We start from the raw sequence: 18,276 nt of genomic DNA, 5'->3' as shown, positions 1-18,276 counted from the left end.
ACATAACTACCAAGTGCATTAACACCTTCAATTGTGTTACCTTCGTTCCACCATCAGGTATTATTTTCATCTACATGGGCAGTTACATCTTCATCCCGCCATTGTGCTTCTCCCGTATTTTCATTTACATACCAAGGGTTTCTGCCATCCGGGTCTGTGTATTTTAATGGATTGTTGAACGTGTAATTATACCCATTCCATGCATAATACTTCTCCGCCAAAGGATCCACCTGCCCCCACCTATTAATCTGCGGGTCGTACCACCTTGCGCCGTAGTCCATCCAATGCAAGCCGAAATCCTCGTTCAGTTCTTTGCCGTTGTACTGGTAGTTGTTCACCTCTACCCCTACCGATGCTTCAAAGTTAGGAGATAGTTTTTGGATGGGCAAGCCTTGTTACCCCTAAATCCCCTGCAGGGGACTTTTTGCTTGCTTCGTGGGGGAAGGATAGTTGTGTTTGAGTAGATAAGCGGCATTGAGTTGGTAATGAACATTTCCTTGGTTTAAGTTATTTAAAACCAAACCGAAATCACTGCCCACACACTGATTGTATTATAAAAATCACTTGACAATAAAGACGTATTTAAGTCCACTTCAGGGGATTTAGGGGTAGAAACCTGCTGACGCTTCTTAATTTATACGGAAATGACATTTTAAACAGCCCAAAAGGTATTTAAGCAGATATATTGGTAACTACAGATAGATTTTACCATATCCGGTGTAATGTTATTTATTGTTTCAGTAAAGAAGTTGCTGATTAGTTCAAGGCTTGTGAAGTGTTTGTTGGTGAACTTTCTTTTGATGTGGTGCCATATTTTTTCAGCTGGATTGAGTTCGGGACTGTAAGGAGGCAGAAAGACAAGAAAAATATTTTCGGGTATTTTGAGCTTTTTGCCTTGTGGAAAGCCCCGTTGTCTAAAACAATGATTTTGTATTCAGCAGGAGTTTGAAGGGAAAATTCATGGAGAAACACCTGAAAGGTATTTGCACTGCAACAAGGCATTTCCAACTGAAACTGATCCCCGGTTACGGGAGAAAATGCTCCGAAAAGATAAGTGTATTGAAACACCTGCTGGAAATTGCAAACCGGCTGTATGCCTTTGGGCGGTCAATCCCCTCCCGTGCCTGGTATGCAGACCAAAGCGGCTCTCGTCCTGAAAGTATAAATTTATGCTGTCATAGCATGGCGGAACAGACAACGCTATTTCCGCTATTTTTGAACTAAAGTTTTTAAAAAAACTACAGCCTCCGCATCCTTTTTCACATGACTTTTGCGTCTGCCTTCACTTTGCTGCCAAATTTCCTGCCCGCATATTTTAGTAGCGTGTTATACTTAACTTCCTTTTTAAATTCCTGCTCTACCCATTGCTGCAACTCTATATACCCCGCCAAACCATTATTGGGATCCTTTAACTTCTCTTCTATTCTATCTTGTTCTTCTTGCGTAAACACCGAGTGTCTGCCTGTTTTTCCTTTTCTGCCATTGTGAAGCAAGGCTTCTATTCCCCCTGTTCTATAATTTTTACGCCATGTGTTAATACTTTGACCCCATACCCCTACTCGTTCCATTAACTGCTGCTTCGTAATACCTTTTTCTCCGACCTTCTTCATCTCTATCAACATCAACAGCCGTAAACGAATCATCGCAGGTGACTGACGAAGTAGTTTCCTTATTTCCTCAAAACTCTCTTTTACAGGTATATATAGTGCCTTTGACATAACTATGACTCGGTTTTAAAATGACAAAGATAAAATTAATAACACAATTACTAAATCAAGGCTAAATTGTTTTTCATTTCCGTATTACAGGTTCGTTTTTGGAGTTTGCGGCCGGTGGCGGTGTAAAGCCAGGTAATGGTGTTGCCGGTAGCGAGAAAGGTTAAACGATTGGTGTGGTTTAGGTAGATCCCAATTTAATCCCTCTTATTTTATATGAATTCGTTCTAAGGGAAAACGAGATTTTTCTTCCATTTTATACCTTTCTCTTATGTCTTTATCATCATGCCCCGGGTATAAAGTGCAGTCACTTACATAAATGATATCACTGCTTTCAATTTTATACCTATAATTATGCCCCAAAAAATCAATATCAAGGAATGAATTGCTAAATAAAACATGGCATCTATATTTATATGGTAGGGAGTCATTGAAAACTTCACCAACTCCACTCTCTAACCAAAAAACAAATTCTCTGTTTAGTAAATTTTGAAAGCGATTTTTATTAGGTGCCATTGCATAGCAAGATTTATTGCAAGGGAAGTCTAAAACTTGCGATTGTTGCAAAGGAACATCAAAATAATTAAGTTTAACCTTTAATTCACCTGCCAATATAATTGTATCTGGTGTTTTGTTATTTATAAACAGATTAATATATGGATATGGCACAAAATGAGATGTTTGACGAGTACTATCAATAAAATAATTGCAAAATACTAATCCAATCAGCTTAAACTCAATATAATTTTGCTTTTTAAGTTGGGATTGCTTGCAATTTGTCAATATTAACATTAAAAAACAAAGTATCAAAAGGCACCTCATAGAAACTATTTTTTCGGTTTGTAATCAGGTTTGTTGTAGTTCCTCCTCATTTGAGAACTTACAGTTTTCCATGTTGGATGGTTAGAAACTATTTGAAATACTAAATCATGATGACTATTTTTTAAACCGAGTATGCCATGTGAATAAAATTCGTGTATACCTAAAAGACTTTGGATGTCCGATCTGGTTGTAAGTAAGTTAGTGCTCATAAACTCCAATTGTACTACTATGGCTATTATATTGTTATTCAGATAAGTATGATATGCTTCTTCAGCACCTTCCACGAAAAACAAAGGTCTATCTTTACCAAGTTCGGTGTATATGTGGTTAAAGCCACTATATGTAAATCCTTATGCTGCATCATTATATTTGGCAGACTTATTCATAACTGTAACTTTTCCGTTAAGAAGGTTCTATATATCAACCTATTGCATAAGAGATATTTCGTTAGTAAGAAGATTGGTTAAACCCTCTAAGTTTAAATACCCTAATTTAACGTGAGGTTGGAAATTGGAGCCTTATTTTACAAGGGATTAAGTGATATTAAGCAACAAATTGGATGGTGTTTGTGTAATTATTTTCGTTGGGGATAAAAACAGATGGTTTTTTATCTAAGTGTTGATAGGCAATTAGCGCAGCCATAAAATGTGTAGCAGCGTTTTCCGGTTTGCGATGTCTTGTGTGTTCTAAATTGCAAACTGTTTTCAGAATATCATTTACCGATTCAATCAATGCTCTTTTTTACTGAGAGAGACATCTTTAGGCAAAGCGGGATATTGATTTTTACGGTTCTTCTTTGGTTTTAGGATAAGTTGTAAACCTTGTTTAACAAATTCGTCAAAGAGTTTGGTGTAATAGCCTTTGTCTGCTTGCACATTTGCCCTGCAAGTTGCCCAACAGATAGCGCAGCAAGTTGTGGTTATTGTCTGCCACATTTCCAGCAGTAAACGCAAACTTAACAATTTCTCCGAATTGGTTGATGACTAAATGCAACTTCAAGCCAAAGAACCAACCTGTGGAGGTCTTACCTTTTGGCAGCGATGTCTTTAAACACCCGATTTTGGCTTTGACGATGTATATGGCATACCGGTAATTTGGTTGCGTCTATGAAGTAACAGCCTGTTTTGAGGGCTTTTCATGAACGTAACATCCAAAGCACTAATACCGGCAAGCATTTGTGTATCAATGATAAAAAGTGCTTATAGCCAGGTGCTTTCGGAAAATAATGGTTAAATTCGCCCAAAATGAGTTGTTCATAGTAGTATTGAAAAGTTTTGTAACCGGATAATTGGTAAAATACAAGAATTGTGGCTATTTCCGATGGACTTAAACCAAGCTTTCGTCCCGAGGTTTATGACCCAAAATACAGTGTGATTGATTGCAGTTAGTATAGTCAAGCAATAAATCGTCAATCTCTATGTACAACGATACCAGTTTGTTTGTTATAACAAGAAGCATAAAGAATAGAGGGGTTGTTGGTTGGTGATTTTTTTTCCAAACTCAAAATTATATCAACCACAACCTCTTTTTTCTATTCCCCACTATTATTTATCTAAATTTAATTCCAACCTCACGTTAATTCAAAGCTCCATTTAGCGACATGCTGTATGCCATCCCTAAATCAGACCGAATAGAGTTGTCTTCATGCCCCGATAAAGTTTGCATATCTCTAAACAGATCAGTGTCGGTAATTCTAATATTGTCGTTTTCTTGGTCATCATCTTCACCCAAGTATCTGCCGGTTGAAGAATAATAAATATTGGGGGTAAGTCCAAACGGGTCTATAAACTTTACCGGATTTCCCAAAACAAAGTTATACCCGTTCCAGTCATAATACTTCTCCACCAACGGGTCTATCCGCCCCAACCTGTTGATTTGCAGACCATACCATTTTTTATAAATACTGCAAGTTAAGTTATGGCTTATTTCGTTAGTATTAAAATCAACATCTGAAACTTCATTCGGCAGACAGAAACATGTTACTCTGATGTCCATATTCATTGATTATGAAACCGTTTGTCTCGTCCTTTATTTAATGGTGAAGTATTGCCTTTTGCAAGATGTTCAGGAACAGGTTATCTTCAGAATCTTTAGCCGTACCTTTCGTCTTTTGGTTTGAATATGGAATTTGAGTAGCCTTTGCTTCCGGATTATCTTTTTGGGCATTTCGATCGCTGTGCTTTTTTCTCCGAAGTTGCCCTGCGGCATTAGTTCTGTCTGCGTTCAATAAATGACTTTCAACATCACTGATATGGCAATCAAATTCTTCTAATTTATTGAAAATTCTTGTCGTAAACAGGAAAAGGGCAATAAAAAAACTGCCGTACAAAAATGAATTTGCACGGCAGCTTGTTGTGAAAAAGTTTTACAGTATGCTCGTTGTTCGTTTCAACAGACTATTTGTTTTTATCGTCCACCTCTTCGTATTCTACATCCTGCACACCTTCAGACCCTGCGTCAGCATTGCCGTTTGACTGCGAATTGCCTTGTTGCTGCTGCGCCTGATAGATTTCCTGAGATGCGGCCTGCCAGGCTTGATTTAAGGCGGCAAGGGCAGCGTCTATAGAAGCAATGTCTTCTGATTTATGAGCAGCCTGCAATTGAGCTAATGCACTTTCAATGTTTTGTTTGTTGCCGGTCGAAAGTTTGTCGCCGTATTCTTTGAGTTGTTTTTCGGTTTGAAAAATCAATGCATCAGCCTGATTGAGTTTTTCAATTTTTTCTTTAGCAGCCTGATCGGCGGCTTCATTGGCTTTGGCATCGTTTTTCATGCGTTCAACTTCTTCTTTCGACAAACCTGTCGAGGCTTCGATTCGGATACTTTGCTCTTTGTTGGTGCCTTTATCTTTTGCCGATACTTTCATAATACCGTTTGCATCTACATCAAAAGTTACTTCAATTTGAGGAATGCCTCTCATTGCAGGCGGAATTCCGTCTAAGATAAAGCGTCCGATAGTACGGTTATCTTTTGCCAGAGTTCTTTCACCCTGCAATATATGGATTTCAACAGAAGACTGATTGTCGGCAGCAGTTGAAAAAACTTCTGATTTTCGGGTAGGAATTGTAGTATTGGCATCAATTAGTTTGGTAAACATGCCTCCTAATGTTTCAATACCGAGTGAAAGTGGGGTTACATCCAACAGCAACACATCTTTAACTTCTCCGCTTAACACACCACCCTGAATGGCTGCACCAACAGCTACCACTTCATCAGGATTCACCCCTTTGCCGGGTTTTTTACCGAAGAATTTTTCAACAGCCTCCTGAATTTTAGGGATACGTGTAGAACCGCCCACTAAAATAACCTCGTCAATATCAGCAGCCGTATATCCGGCATCTTTCAAAGCAGTGCGACAAGGTTCGATTGTTCGCTGAACGAGGTCATCCACCAATTGTTCAAATTTGGAGCGGGAGAGTTTTCGTACCAAATGTTTGGGAACGCCGTCTATTGCAGTTACATAAGGCAAGTTAATTTCAGTTTCGCTGCTACCCGACAATTCGATTTTAGCTTTTTCGGCAGCTTCTTTCAACCGTTGCAAAGCCATTGGGTCTTTTCGCAGGTCAATGTTTTCTTCTGCTTTAAATTCATCAGCCAACCAATCAATAATACGGTGGTCAAAATCATCACCCCCTAAATGGGTATCTCCATTGGTAGATTTTACTTCAAATACACCGTCTCCTAAATCAAGAATGGAAATATCAAAGGTTCCGCCTCCTAAGTCGAACACTGCAATGCGCTGATCTTTATTTCTTTTGTCCAATCCGTATGCCAGAGCTGCTGCGGTTGGTTCATTGATAATCCGCAACACCTTCAGACCGGCAATTTCACCGGCTTCTTTGGTTGCCTGACGCTGAGAGTCATTAAAATATGCAGGTACTGTAATCACAGCTTGTGTTACTTCTTGTCCAAGGTAATCTTCGGCTGTTTTTTTCATTTTTTGTAAAATCATGGCCGAGATTTCCTGTGGGGTATAATGCCGGCCTTCGATATCTACTTTTACAACATTGTTGTCTCCTTTTAAAACACTGTAGGTCATTCGCCCTATTTCATTGACGACTTCATTGTAACGGGCACCCATAAATCTTTTTATGGACATGATGGTTTTTTTAGGATTGGTTATGGCTTGACGCTTTGCAGAGTCTCCTACTTTTCGTTCGCCATTAGCTAAAAAAGCTACAATAGAAGGTGTGGTTCGCTTGCCTTCACTATTGGCAATTACCACCGGTTCGCTACCTTCCATCACAGCTACGCAAGAATTAGTTGTTCCTAAGTCAATGCCTATAATTTTACTCATACTGTTGTGAATTTGCTATTGTAAGTTAAATATTTTTTGTTGTATTAACTTGTTTTCAATCTTTATGCCAATTGAGAAAAACTATTTTTTTGGCATAAAATTGACAATGCACAACGAATTATGACAGCTAACAAATCAACATGACTGACAAATAGACAGAGCACAAAGCAATAAATATAAAAAACGACATTTTGGCAAAACGGGTGATTTATCAAACTCATAATCAATCCCTTTGCCCGAAACCGGTTCTGAAAAAGCAAATCAAAATTTACAAACCCGTTCAGTATTGTGATTTTAGCTTACAAGAAACCTATGCAAGTTTCATTAATACTTAACCAAAGTAAAGGTATTGCTTTGTTGCCTGGAATTAGGGTTTGATGAATTTACAACCCTTGAATTGACTTGCAAAAAATAAACTCCGGCAGGAAGAAAGGGTGGAACATCCATCTGAATGGAATAAGCCCCTTCAGGTATTATTTTGCTTCTCTGTTCACACACCATGCTGCCATCATACCTGAATAAGATTTGATCCAATTCGACGGTTTCGTTGGTTTTAAGTTCAAGAAAAACTAAATCGGAAAGGGGATTTGGATAGATATTGGTTACCTTTACAAAAGGCTCTTCAACAAACAAACCTGTATTTAAAGGAGTCATATTTGAATATCCGGGGGTAGGATAGTTCAGGTTTTGAACTTCTCCTAAACCATCCGGCAACAATCCCTGAGTTAAATTGGAGACCTGAGGTCCAAAAGTCAGGGTATAAACTGCCTGACCGGTTTCGGTAAAAATTCCGATTGCCTCTCCTCCAGCTCCTAATTTAAAATTGGCATGATGGGGGCCTTGAACTCCGTCTTCATCTGCCCAAATCAGCATAAAACCCTGCGGTCCTATAATGGTATCCGGCATTCTCCATTTTAAAGGATTATTGAGTTTGTCGGTCAAAAAATAATCGGACAGGTTGATAGATTCAAAACCTGTATTATAGATTTCTATCCAATCTTCAAACTCTCCAAATTCATCTGCTATGGTTGAATTGGAAGCCATAAATTCATTCACTACCAAAGGGACAGGACTTTCAGCCATAGTAACCTGCCGGTAAGCTGATTCCAAAAGAGGTTCCCGGTTCGATGCTCCCAAAACATCGGTTGCCGAAAAATAATAATCAATTGTTGCCGGAGCGGTTAATCCATTTAATACTGCTCCGTAATTTCCATCATTCGCCAAAACATCCCCTAAAGTTCCGTTATCTGACATGGGTACCGTTGTAAAACTGCTTCCGTTGATTCGGTAATGAAAATATACATCCGGTAAAACACCGATATTGTCATCAAAAACGCTTGCTGTAAAATAGATATTTTGACCCGAAACGGGCATCAGCGGGGTGTGCTTAGGTGAAATAATTACCGGGGAAATGTTTTGTGGAAGGAGTTGAACTAATGCACTTGCCCGTCTTGCAGTGATATATGGTTTAATACCATAGGTAACATGGTTGCCGATTGCTTGCTCATAACTGTTGTGAAACTGGGCGATGGTATAACCATAATCCATAGTTCTGAAGGCATCTTCTTCCGCTGCATCGGTAATTAAAGTGTGAAGGTCATCAATTCGGGGAAAAATTATACCCCGGATTAGCCGATGTTTGAAGCAGCATGTTAAAATAATAACTAAATCTTTTTCTGAACTCAGGGATATTAAGCACCCGGGTAGTCAGAGGAGGATAATCGGATTCGGGAGTCCAGTTATAAACCGGACGAATTGCCCAGTCAATACCAAACCAGTCAATACCAAAAGTATTGTCGGTATCGTAAGGCAGATATTCAAACTTTCCGGTTTCAGTGTTGCGGTACAAATAAAAGTTATTGATATTATAGCTATACCCGTCCCAATTTCCGGTAAAAATATCCAAAGCCAAAACACGCAAAAAATTGTCAACATTAAATTTCTCATCTAATCTGCCCGGAAAATCCTCATCGAATGTTGAACTGTGAAGGGCATTCATAAATTGGGCTAAATCTGAATAATCGTCTTCTTCATCGTTTATTTTCAATTCATAAATACGCCTTCCAAACACTTCGACCTTATAGGCATCGGCGTTGCTGCCCAAATATTCAAGCGATGCCGGGTAATTACATTTGTACAGATTGCCGTTATTATTGCCAAATCTGTTTTGAGCAAACTGTTCGTCAATGTGTTCCACGTTGATGTATAAACCTCTGTATTGGTTATTAACATACAACCGCACATGATTAGCTCTTGGAGCAGGTATTCCCATTTGTTGAGCTAAATCCCAATATAGTTTTGACCTAATGATGGATGGGTCGTTGTGTTCGCCATTCAAATTCATTTTTTCCAGATTTCTATATTTTGCGCCCGGTATATAGGAGTTGAACGAAATCTTGAAAGACTTTTTGTCCGCATTGATTGAGGTATTTCCGCGCAAACCAAAACCAATATTAGTTACGGTATCGGTAAATAAATCATTCGCATAGACAAATGTTGCCGGATACTCTGTTTCATTATTGGGGCTGTTGATGAGATTGTTAAACTGAACCGGATCGAGAAAGATGTCTATTCTCGGAATGCTGACATCACTGTACAAAACTGCAGAAGGATCATCAGAAGGAATACTGTATGGCGAAGGAATAATTTGTGATCTAACCTCAGAAAACGGGGTAATGACTATGCCTGATATTCCAAATAGGATTAGAAAAAAATGCTTCATGCGGACTGAACTTTTTTTAGAACTTAGATTTAACATAATTTCAGGCTAAGTTAGATAAATAAGCCGTCCTATCCAAATTTAACCTCAAGCCGGTATTCTTTTCAATACAGCCGTAGTACCTTAAAATAATCCATCATCTTATTAAAAAAACTTTTACCCTCTTTTGTCATGCAATCCTAAAACTATTTTCCTTCCCAATAATAAATATTCAACCCACTTTGAATCAAAATCTGTGCAGTTTTGCCTGACTAAATAGAAACCGGCCAAGTAAACTTACTCAAAAAATATTGAGGTAGATGAGCCCGATTAATGTTGAGATTTAGAAAGAAGCAAATCAGACCATACGCTTAAAACAACTCACCTACATTCAAAAACCACAGGGGTAAGTTGCAAAAAACAAATACCGTTGCGCGATTCTATACCTCCATTGTCAGAATTTTAAAAAGATAGTTTCAAAAAAGCCCAAAAAATATTTCAATTAAAATCAAAACTATTGCTTTTTTAGCCAATAAAATTGACATTTTTCCAAGAGAAATTACAATTTTGGTTTTTAAAAAAGCAATTAAAACTTTGGAAAAGATAATTTAAGACCATTAAATTGACTTTTATAGGAATAAAATGATGATTTTAGAACCTGAAATCGCAATTTTGGTCAATAAAATTGCAATTTAACCCAATAAAATTGCAATTTAAACTTTTAAAATTGCAATTTATAAGAGTAAAATGACAATAAAGTTACCATTTCTTGTTTCATTTTTTAGATTAATCTTACACTTGGGGGCGGATTTTAGATTTTAGTGTTGGTCAGTTTGGCACATTTGATTTAAAAATATTTCCGAAATCAAAACTCTTTCAGTAAGGTTTAAGATAATACATCATTCAGAATTTGCAGGAATAACGTTAGTTTGTGCTGCAAATATTTAGCGGTTTATAAATATAAGTTAAGGCAAAATACCTGAATTCAATCCCTATCTTTAAAAGGCATAATTGCCTACCTTTGTTGCAAAGAAATTCAGGTGTTAATTCGCAAACTGTTAAATATCATTTTAGTTGTATTGGGTATCATAGTTCTGTTATTTACTTGCAATACACAAAAAGTGCCCGGCGATATGTTTGGCAATGATGACCACCAAAGTTTACCGGGACATGGAGAGAAAAAATGGTTGGTACAAACAGATAGTTTTTCAGTGGTAGCCGAAAGATGGATTCAAAACGGGGATGTTTATTACAGAAACCTGAATGTGTTGAACCACACTGATACCATTTTTACAGATTCAATTACCATTTATTATACGAATTTCGGGTTGTTGCCGATAGTCAGAAACCTGAACAACGGTTTGACTGAAATGTTAATGGGTTTTGTGTCTGATAAGGATTATCAAACCGATATTTTACAGTTCAAATTTTCTGGCAATGACCTCATAAGCACGGACACCTTGCCAATGTTTGACGGGAATCATGTAGATTACGACAATGATGGTCAGGTTGAGTTTTCTGGTTTTAAAGGCTATTTTCCAACTTATTGTTTTGACTGCGATTCCGATTATTACCGCCCTAAACTTTTTTATGAAATGTCAGAAGACGGTATGACATTTGATAGTATTGCCAGCAAATTGTGGAGTGAACAAACTTTTGGCTCGTTTCATGGATTCCTTCCCGATAGCAATTTAGTTGTACCCTTAACTACTCTTAGAATTAAATAATCATTACGCTACTCATACAAATTAATTGTAAAAACATGTCCTGGAGCAATTATCATCAACATTGTTTTTTTTGTGATGGCACAGATGAGCCATCTTTATATGTTGAATCTGCCATTGAAAAAGGAGTTAAATCCTTCGGATTTTCAAGCCATGCCCCTATGTCCCTCAATGTTCCCTGGAGTATTAAACCCCACCGTTTTGAGGAATATTTGCAAACTATCGCAAAACTGCGAGATCAGTACAAAGACCGGTTACCCATTTTTATCGGACTTGAAATAGATTATATCCCACAGGTTACTTCTCCTGCAAGAGCAGATTTTGCCATGTTGGATTACAATATCGGTTCGGTACATTATGGGTATCAGCATCCGGAAGAAGGTTGGTACTGGGAAATTGACGGCACTCAACAAGCCTACGACAATGGCATTCAGCAAATCTATGGTGGTGATATTAAAAAAGCAGTTGGCAGTTATTTTGCACTTCAACAGGAAATGTTATCAACCGCACCTCCCCAAGTACTGGGGCACATGGACAAGGTAAAAATGAACAATCAAAACCGTTTTTTTACCGAAGACGAGCCCTGGTACCGGCAAATGGTTTATGATACTCTGGAAGCGGCAGCCCGGGCCGGAGTTTTAATCGAAGTAAACACTCGCGGAGTTTATAAGAAAAAAACAACCTACCCCTACCCTTCCCCTTTTGTATTAGAGCGAATCAAAGAACTGAATATCCCAATTGTACTCAATTCTGATGCGCATCACCCCCGCGAAATTACTTCTTATTTTTCGGAAGCTGCTACAATGCTGCACGACTTTGGATTTAAAGAGTTAAACATCCTCACAACCGATGGCTGGCAACCCCGTCCGTTTACAGAAAAAGGAATTATATTCTAACTCAGTCATTGCTATATCAACAATCTGTTGGATGAATTATTTTTTTAACTTTGCAGGTTTTGCAATAACTTAGTCAGTTGTTTTGTTGTTAGAGAATTAATTACATAAATGCCTTAAAAACTTTTTCAGCAACCTGATTTTCAATTAATCTATCCAATTTGACCCGAACCCGCCGGATTGTAACTTCTTTTGTCGTGATAACAGTATTTCTTTTACTGTTAGGAGGCGCTATTTTATATCTTCTCAAACAGCCATTGATACAAAGTGTATTGGTTAAACGAGTACTCACGGAAGTTATAGGGAAACGATATTTGAATACCGAAATTCAGGTTGGTTCGTTGTATGTTGATATTTACGATCAAATTGAAATCAGAGAACTATATATCGAAGATTGGAATTGCGATACTTTATTGTATTTGCAAAAGCTTTCTGTCAATATTGACAGCCTTTCATTGTGGAATAAAGCACTTTTGGTAAATGAAATATTGATAGATGCCCCCTTTGTTAATTTTGCTAAAAGCCAGACAGATGACCGTTTCAATTTTGAATATTTATTACAGCAGTTTGGAGGAACAGATAGCAAGACCAAAAAGGATACAATTGCAACTGCTCCAAAACCCTCTCCCATTTTTCTGGATTTAAAAAAGTTAAAACTCAACAGCCCCAGATTCAAGCTAAACGATGAAAAAGGGGGGTTAAATATAGAGGTGGTGTTGTCAAAATTGCAGGCTGACTTGAGCAGCTTTAAGATTTTCGAAAAACAAATTACCCTCGATTCTCTGCAACTTCATGCTCCTCGTTTTTTATTAGCAGATACCATCAGCAGCCCTGATAATAATGAAGAGGAAGATTGTGAAAAACCGGTGCCTATTTCCTTGAAAGGGTGGTTGTTTGCAGCTCGACACTTCAATTTGTCTGAAGGCGATTTTACTTTCAGAAAAGGGTTTGATACGCTTCCCCGCCCAAATGCAGTTAATTTTAAATCTTTGAAAATTAACGAAATTGACATACAAATCAGCAATTTTGTTTATGGAAGTAATGATACCATAAGCGGACACTTAGACCATCTGAGTGCAAAAGAAAGGTCGGGATTAGAGGTAAAAAAAGCAAGCGCATTTGTGTTGTTTTCACCTGCTAAAATTGAAATGTCAGACCTTAAACTTCAAACACCAAACAGTCTGGTTGAAGATTATGTGGCATTTAATTTTAAAAGTCTGCGTTGTTTCGACGAGTTTTTAACAGAGGTGAAATTAGATGTTCGATTAAAACCTGTTTCGTATTTTACATTCAGAGACATCGCCTTTTTTGCCGGAAGTTTGCATAAAGAAAAATTGATTTCCAAAAACCTCGATACAAAAATTCATGTTTCGGGAAAAGCCAAAAACGAAATAAGCCGTTTAAGCGCAGAGGGTTTAACCTTGAAGATAGGTAAAACTTATTTTAAAGGAGATGTGCGAATGAGGGGTTTACCCGATTTTCAATCTACCAATATAGATGCCAAAATCTCGGTACTGAAAACTACGATTAATGAAGTAAAAGGATTCTTGCCTTCCTCCCTGAAACTGCCTCCCGAAATTGACAAATTGGGTAATGTTCAGTTTTCGGGCAGATACTCCGGTTTTCCTAAACATTTTGTGGCAGAAGGTACACTACTGTCTGATATTGGTCAGGTACAATCGGATGTAAAAATTGATATCGAAAGGGTTTTGCGATATTCCGGAAAAATTGCGGTTAAGGATTTTGATTTGGGCAAAATGTTGGATAAACCCGAACAGTTCGGAAAAACAACCTTTAATGCTACTGTAAACGGAAAAGGAATTAAACCCGAAGAACTTGAAATTGATCTTGGCGGTAAAATAGAGAGTTTTACATTTAACAATTATACCTATACCAATGTAGGAATTGATGGACGCGTGGATAAAAAACTGTTTTCCGGAAACGTGCTCATTACTGACAACAACCTAAGTCTGAGTTTCAAAGGTTTGGTCAATTTCAATGAAGAAACTCCTAAATATCAATTTACCGCCGATTTGTTTAAGCTCAATTTGAAGAAATTGAACCTCATCAAATCAGATAAGATTAAAGAAGATTTTATCATATCCGGCAGAACAAACCTAAACTTGTTGGGTAAAGATATTGATGATATTGCGGGTAACGCTACTTTTTATGATGTAAAAATCCAGAACGGTGCCCGGCACTTTTATTTAGATACTGTTAAACTGTTTTCTGCCATTACCGATAATCATCGCACGCTGCAGTTAAATTCCAATATTCTGACTGCAGATGTGAATGGAAAATACACGTTTAAAGAACTGCCTAATTCTTTTATCAATCTTTTACATCAATATTTCCCTTATCGGTTTAAATATACCAAACCCACCCAGGAACAAGATGTTGACTTCGCAATAAATGTGAACAACCCCGCTTTACTTTCACAGTTTTTATTGCCTGAACTGGAAAGGCTCGACAACGCTATGGTAAAAGGCAGTTTTAATTCCAGCTCAAGAAGCCTGAATTTAAAAGCAAAAGCAGATGCTTTCGGCATCAGTGGAATTGGAATTTATGGAATAAATATCAGTGCAAAATCGGATGCTAAAGAGTTGAACTTTGACGCAAAAACCGACTCATCGTATATTGCTAAAAATAACCTGTTATTACCGCCCATCTATGCACAGGGAGCAGTTTTCAATGACAGTATCCGTTTTGCCGTAAAAGTTGCAAGAGATACGGCGGCAAACAGAGCTAATATTGCAGGGTTGATTTTTGCAAATTCAGATACCCTGAAAATGAAATTTGATACTACCGAAATCGTATTAAATTACAAAAAGTGGGAAACTAATTCGGGCACATTCGCCTACAAAAACAAAAACTATTTTGAAATTGAAGATTTGGCACTCCGTCAGGATGAGCGCACCATCATGCTGCGCAGCCATCCTTCGCGACTACACAACAATTATACTGAGGTTATACTGGAGAATATTTACATGAAAGACTTTAGTTACATTCCGATCATTGAAAAAATTGGAATAGAGACCAAAGTCAGTGGTGAAATTGCAATAAAGGACATATTCGAAACACAAATCATCAATGCAGAGCTTCTTGCTCAGGATTTTGTTTTTCGCAAACAACCGATTGGCGATGTAAAACTGCGGGTTGATAAAAGATTTAAAGCAGACGATCTGCATGTTGGCTTAGATGTCATGAATGAAAACTATGACATAAAAGTTAATCAAGGATTGGTGGTTTTACCTAAAAAGGAAGGAGACAAACCTTATATTGATGTAAATGCGAATATTCGCAAAGGCAATCTGCGTTTTTTAGAGGCCTTTTTAGGAGGATTAGTAACCAGAACCGAAGGGAATATCAAGGGGTTGTTGCATATTTACGGCAAATTGGAAGAGCCTAATTTTAACGGAAATATTTTTGTGGAAAAGGGAGGAACTACTGTCAGTTATCTGAATACAAGATACACACTCAAAAATCAGAGCATTATTTTCGATGATAAATATATTCGGTTTAACAACTTAGGACTAAACGACACTTTGGGCAATACTGCAAGGGCTAATGGCTATGTGTTTTTGAACGATTTAAAAAACATGAGTATTAACCTCGATATCACCACTGACAATTTATTATTGTTAAACACAAAATACGAACAAAACAACCTCTACTACGGAACAGCATTCGGAGGAGGGGTCATGCGCTTCAGAGGTCCTTTTAACCAGTTAGACCTATACATCAATGCCCGTTCCAATAAAGGCACTAAGTTTAATCTGCCAATCAGTTATGAGTCGGATGTAACCGAAAATGCAATTTATACTTTTATCAACACCGGAGTTGTCAAAAATGAAGATGCTGTAGTTACGCCACCTGCTACTTCCGGCATGAAAATTCAGTTTGATTTGGAGATGACACCCGATGCCGAAATTCAGATAATTTTCGATCTTCAGGCAGGTGATATTATAAAGGGCAGAGGAAGCGGCAATATTCAAATGGAAATCAGTACCATCGGGGATTTCGTATTTAATATGTATGGGAAATACACCATCGAACAGGGAAGCTACCTGTTTACCCTGCAAAACATCATTAACAAGTATTTTGAAGTCGAAAAAGGAGGAACAGTAACTTTTGCCGGACAGCCCTACGATGCACAATTGGATGTAAAGGCGATTTACAGGCTAAAAACAAACAGAGACAATTTGTTAAATGATGCAGAAATAGCCTCCTTAATAGATCAGGCGGATCTGAAAAGAAGAGTCCCCATTGATGTATTTCTAAAACTTGCCGGATCCTTGATGCAGCCAAATATCAAATTTGAAGTCAATCAGAGCGAAAACCCCGTAACACGGGTAGATGATGTTATAGCTGCAAAACTTAGCGAATTAAATCAAAACGACCCAAATGAATTGAACAAGCAAGTTTTTGGTTTACTGGTGTTGAACAGCTTTATGTCTCCGGATCGGGTAAATCTCGATTTAAGGTCGGGAGTTAATACGACCGTCAGTGAGTTGTTAAGCAATTATTTGTCCAGCTATTTAAATCAGGTTGTTTCCGGACTTATCCCCGATAGTGAATTTAATATTAACTGGAGAAACTATACTTCTGAAGTCGAATCTCAAAATCCCGAAGACGCGGCTGCTAATTTCAGAAACGAAATTGAGTTAGTCCTGACGAAACGCTTGTTCAACGATCGCCTTTCCATTCAATTGGGAGGGAACGTTGATGTGGGGAATACACAGGCACAAACGGGTAATCAGGTCTTTTTTGCAGGCGACTTTGTACTGGAATATCGAATTACCCCCGATGGAAGATATTTGTTAAAAGCATTTAACAAAACAGATTACGACATCCTTAGCGGTACTTTTAATAAAACAGGTGCCAGCATTACTGCCACCCAAGAGTTCGATACATTTAAAGATTTGTTCAAAAGAAAAAAGAAGAAAAAAAGTGTTCAAAGTGAGTGAAATTAATGTTTTGAAAAAAGCAAAAATTCAAAGTCGTTAAATTGAATTTAGAATGTCCCTTTTAAAATATTCTTCCCCGAAATACGTCATCCCGGGTATATGGATGAGGACAGGACAATAATTTCAATAAATATGAGCAATGCCGATCGGGAATCTTCCATCATTAAGACCGTACAGGCATATAGTAAGCGATTGATGGGTTTTATCAGAAAGCAGGTGCCAAACGAGGAAGATGCAGAGGACGTTTTGCAAGATGTTTTTTTCCAGCTCACCAACTATTCCCAACCTATCGAACAACTCACAGCTTGGTTATTTACCGTTGCCCGAAATAAGATTACAGACCGCCGCCGTAAAAAACAGCCTGAGTTGTTTGATTTAACAGCCGCAGAAGAGGAAGACCCGGACGATTTTGTTGGCGATTGGAAAGACCTGCTTTTTGACGCAACCGATAACCCGGAAATAGAGTATTTAAGAGGGCTGTTTTGGGAAACCCTATATGCTGCCTTAGACGAACTGCCTTCAGCACAAAGAGAAGTCTTTATTTTAAATGAATTGGAAGACATACCCTTTAAGGTTATTGCTGAACAAACCGGAGAAACGGTAAATACTTTATTGTCCCGCAAAAGGTATGCGGTTTTACACCTTCGCAAAAGGTTGCAACTATTAAAAAACGAGCTATTGAGTTACTGATTTTGTTCAATTAATTTTATTTAACCAACTACTATGAAAAAGTTTCTAATATTACGTGGTATCAAGTTTTTGCTAATCGGGGTAGTCTTTATCGTTTTAGCAGGTTTTCTGACATCATGGCTTTGGAATGCTATTTTGCCGGATGTTCTCGGGGTTTCAAAAATCAGCTTCTTTCAGGCGCTTGGAATTTTGTTATTGTCCCGCTTGTTGTTTGGCAGATTTGGACGGCATAGAGGATTCTATGAAAAAAGGAATCATATTCACCCAAAAGCAGCGATGATGCGGGAAAAATGGGCAAATATGAGCGAAGAGGAACGGGAAAACTTCAAACAACAATGGAAAGAAAGATGTAAAAAAAATTGATTTGTTAAATATGAACCTTATTGCATTGGCAAAAGAATTGCCAAAATAAAAAAAGAATTAAAGGGCAGTTTTGCCCTTTTTTTATTGTCCTTTTTTTGATATAAAATAC

General features: G+C 37.8%; 16 protein-coding genes. 5 read left to right on the top strand and 11 right to left on the bottom strand.

Annotation, left to right across the window (positions count from 1 at the left end; genetic code table 11):
* Positions 1–53: 53 nt before the first annotated feature.
* From IPM47_11570 to IPM47_11520, 11 genes are all read right to left on the bottom strand, one after another.
* Positions 54–389, bottom strand: coding sequence for a hypothetical protein (locus tag IPM47_11570; protein QQS27538.1), 336 nt, complete (start codon positions 387–389; stop codon positions 54–56).
* Between the two features lie 263 nt (positions 390–652).
* Complete coding sequence (locus tag IPM47_11565; protein QQS31452.1) at positions 653–934, bottom strand: transposase; 282 nt, start codon at positions 932–934, stop codon at positions 653–655.
* Positions 935–1,259: 325 nt separating this feature from the next.
* Positions 1,260–1,718, bottom strand: a complete 459-nt coding sequence (locus tag IPM47_11560) for a helix-turn-helix domain-containing protein (protein QQS27537.1) — start codon at positions 1,716–1,718, stop codon at positions 1,260–1,262.
* Between the two features lie 204 nt (positions 1,719–1,922).
* Positions 1,923–2,384, bottom strand: a complete 462-nt coding sequence (locus IPM47_11555) for a hypothetical protein (protein ID QQS27536.1) — start codon at positions 2,382–2,384, stop codon at positions 1,923–1,925.
* Between the two features lie 696 nt (positions 2,385–3,080).
* On the bottom strand, positions 3,081–3,269 hold the full coding sequence (locus tag IPM47_11550; GenBank protein QQS27535.1) for a hypothetical protein: 189 nt from the start codon (positions 3,267–3,269) through the stop codon (positions 3,081–3,083).
* Between the two features lie 105 nt (positions 3,270–3,374).
* Positions 3,375–3,617, bottom strand: a complete 243-nt coding sequence (locus IPM47_11545; protein ID QQS31451.1) for a hypothetical protein — start codon at positions 3,615–3,617, stop codon at positions 3,375–3,377.
* A gap of 495 nt (positions 3,618–4,112) precedes the next feature.
* Entirely contained in the window at positions 4,113–4,532 is a 420-nt protein-coding gene (locus IPM47_11540) for a hypothetical protein (GenBank protein QQS27534.1), read from the bottom strand.
* A gap of 37 nt (positions 4,533–4,569) precedes the next feature.
* The gene (locus IPM47_11535; GenBank protein QQS27533.1) at positions 4,570–4,866 is read right to left on the bottom strand and encodes a hypothetical protein; all 297 of its coding nucleotides are present in this window, start codon (positions 4,864–4,866) and stop codon (positions 4,570–4,572) included.
* Between the two features lie 67 nt (positions 4,867–4,933).
* Positions 4,934–6,832 carry a molecular chaperone DnaK gene (dnaK, locus tag IPM47_11530; GenBank protein ID QQS27532.1) on the bottom strand — a complete coding sequence of 633 codons (1,899 nt, stop codon included), beginning with the start codon at positions 6,830–6,832 and terminating at the stop codon, positions 4,934–4,936.
* Between the two features lie 324 nt (positions 6,833–7,156).
* Positions 7,157–8,380 carry a lamin tail domain-containing protein gene (locus IPM47_11525; protein ID QQS27531.1) on the bottom strand — a complete coding sequence of 408 codons (1,224 nt, stop codon included), beginning with the start codon at positions 8,378–8,380 and terminating at the stop codon, positions 7,157–7,159.
* A 52-nt stretch (positions 8,381–8,432) separates the two neighbouring features.
* Entirely contained in the window at positions 8,433–9,554 is a 1,122-nt protein-coding gene (locus IPM47_11520; GenBank protein QQS27530.1) for a CotH kinase family protein, read from the bottom strand.
* Positions 9,555–10,570: 1,016 nt separating this feature from the next.
* On the opposite strand from IPM47_11520, the gene IPM47_11515 reads away from it, so the two are divergent.
* The 5 genes from IPM47_11515 (at position 10,571) to IPM47_11495 (ending at position 18,167) form a co-directional block, all read left to right on the top strand.
* Positions 10,571–11,257 (top strand): hypothetical protein, encoded by a 687-nt coding sequence (locus IPM47_11515; protein ID QQS27529.1) that lies wholly within the window; start codon positions 10,571–10,573, stop codon positions 11,255–11,257.
* 35 nt (positions 11,258–11,292) lie between these two features.
* Entirely contained in the window at positions 11,293–12,150 is an 858-nt protein-coding gene (locus IPM47_11510; protein QQS27528.1) for a histidinol-phosphatase, read from the top strand.
* Positions 12,151–12,308: 158 nt separating this feature from the next.
* Positions 12,309–17,114: a translocation/assembly module TamB gene (locus IPM47_11505; protein ID QQS27527.1), complete on the top strand. Its 4,806-nt coding sequence runs from the start codon at positions 12,309–12,311 to the stop codon at positions 17,112–17,114.
* Between the two features lie 99 nt (positions 17,115–17,213).
* Positions 17,214–17,804: an RNA polymerase sigma factor gene (locus IPM47_11500; protein ID QQS27526.1), complete on the top strand. Its 591-nt coding sequence runs from the start codon at positions 17,214–17,216 to the stop codon at positions 17,802–17,804.
* 33 nt (positions 17,805–17,837) lie between these two features.
* The gene (locus IPM47_11495) at positions 17,838–18,167 is read left to right on the top strand and encodes a hypothetical protein (GenBank protein QQS27525.1); all 330 of its coding nucleotides are present in this window, start codon (positions 17,838–17,840) and stop codon (positions 18,165–18,167) included.
* Positions 18,168–18,276 lie beyond the last annotated feature (109 nt).

Source organism: Sphingobacteriales bacterium, from assembly GCA_016700115.1.
In the GTDB taxonomy this organism is placed as follows: domain Bacteria; phylum Bacteroidota; class Bacteroidia; order Chitinophagales; family UBA2359; genus UBA2359.
Note: the sequence above shows the minus strand (reverse complement) of the source record. Positions and strands in the feature narration are given on the sequence as shown.

Excerpts from the sequence above, each read along its gene's own strand:
- IPM47_11560 (QQS27537.1), bottom strand. The coding sequence starts at position 1,718 with ATGTCAAAGGCACTATATATACCTGTAAAAGAGAGTTTTGAGGAAATA.
- IPM47_11540 (QQS27534.1), bottom strand. The coding sequence starts at position 4,532 with ATGGACATCAGAGTAACATGTTTCTGTCTGCCGAATGAAGTTTCAGAT.
- dnaK (QQS27532.1), bottom strand. The coding sequence starts at position 6,832 with ATGAGTAAAATTATAGGCATTGACTTAGGAACAACTAATTCTTGCGTA.
- IPM47_11525 (QQS27531.1), bottom strand. The coding sequence starts at position 8,380 with ATGGATTATGGTTATACCATCGCCCAGTTTCACAACAGTTATGAGCAA.
- IPM47_11520 (QQS27530.1), bottom strand. The coding sequence starts at position 9,554 with ATGAAGCATTTTTTTCTAATCCTATTTGGAATATCAGGCATAGTCATT.
- IPM47_11510 (QQS27528.1), top strand. The coding sequence starts at position 11,293 with ATGTCCTGGAGCAATTATCATCAACATTGTTTTTTTTGTGATGGCACA.
- IPM47_11500 (QQS27526.1), top strand. The coding sequence starts at position 17,214 with ATGGATGAGGACAGGACAATAATTTCAATAAATATGAGCAATGCCGAT.
- IPM47_11495 (QQS27525.1), top strand. The coding sequence starts at position 17,838 with ATGAAAAAGTTTCTAATATTACGTGGTATCAAGTTTTTGCTAATCGGG.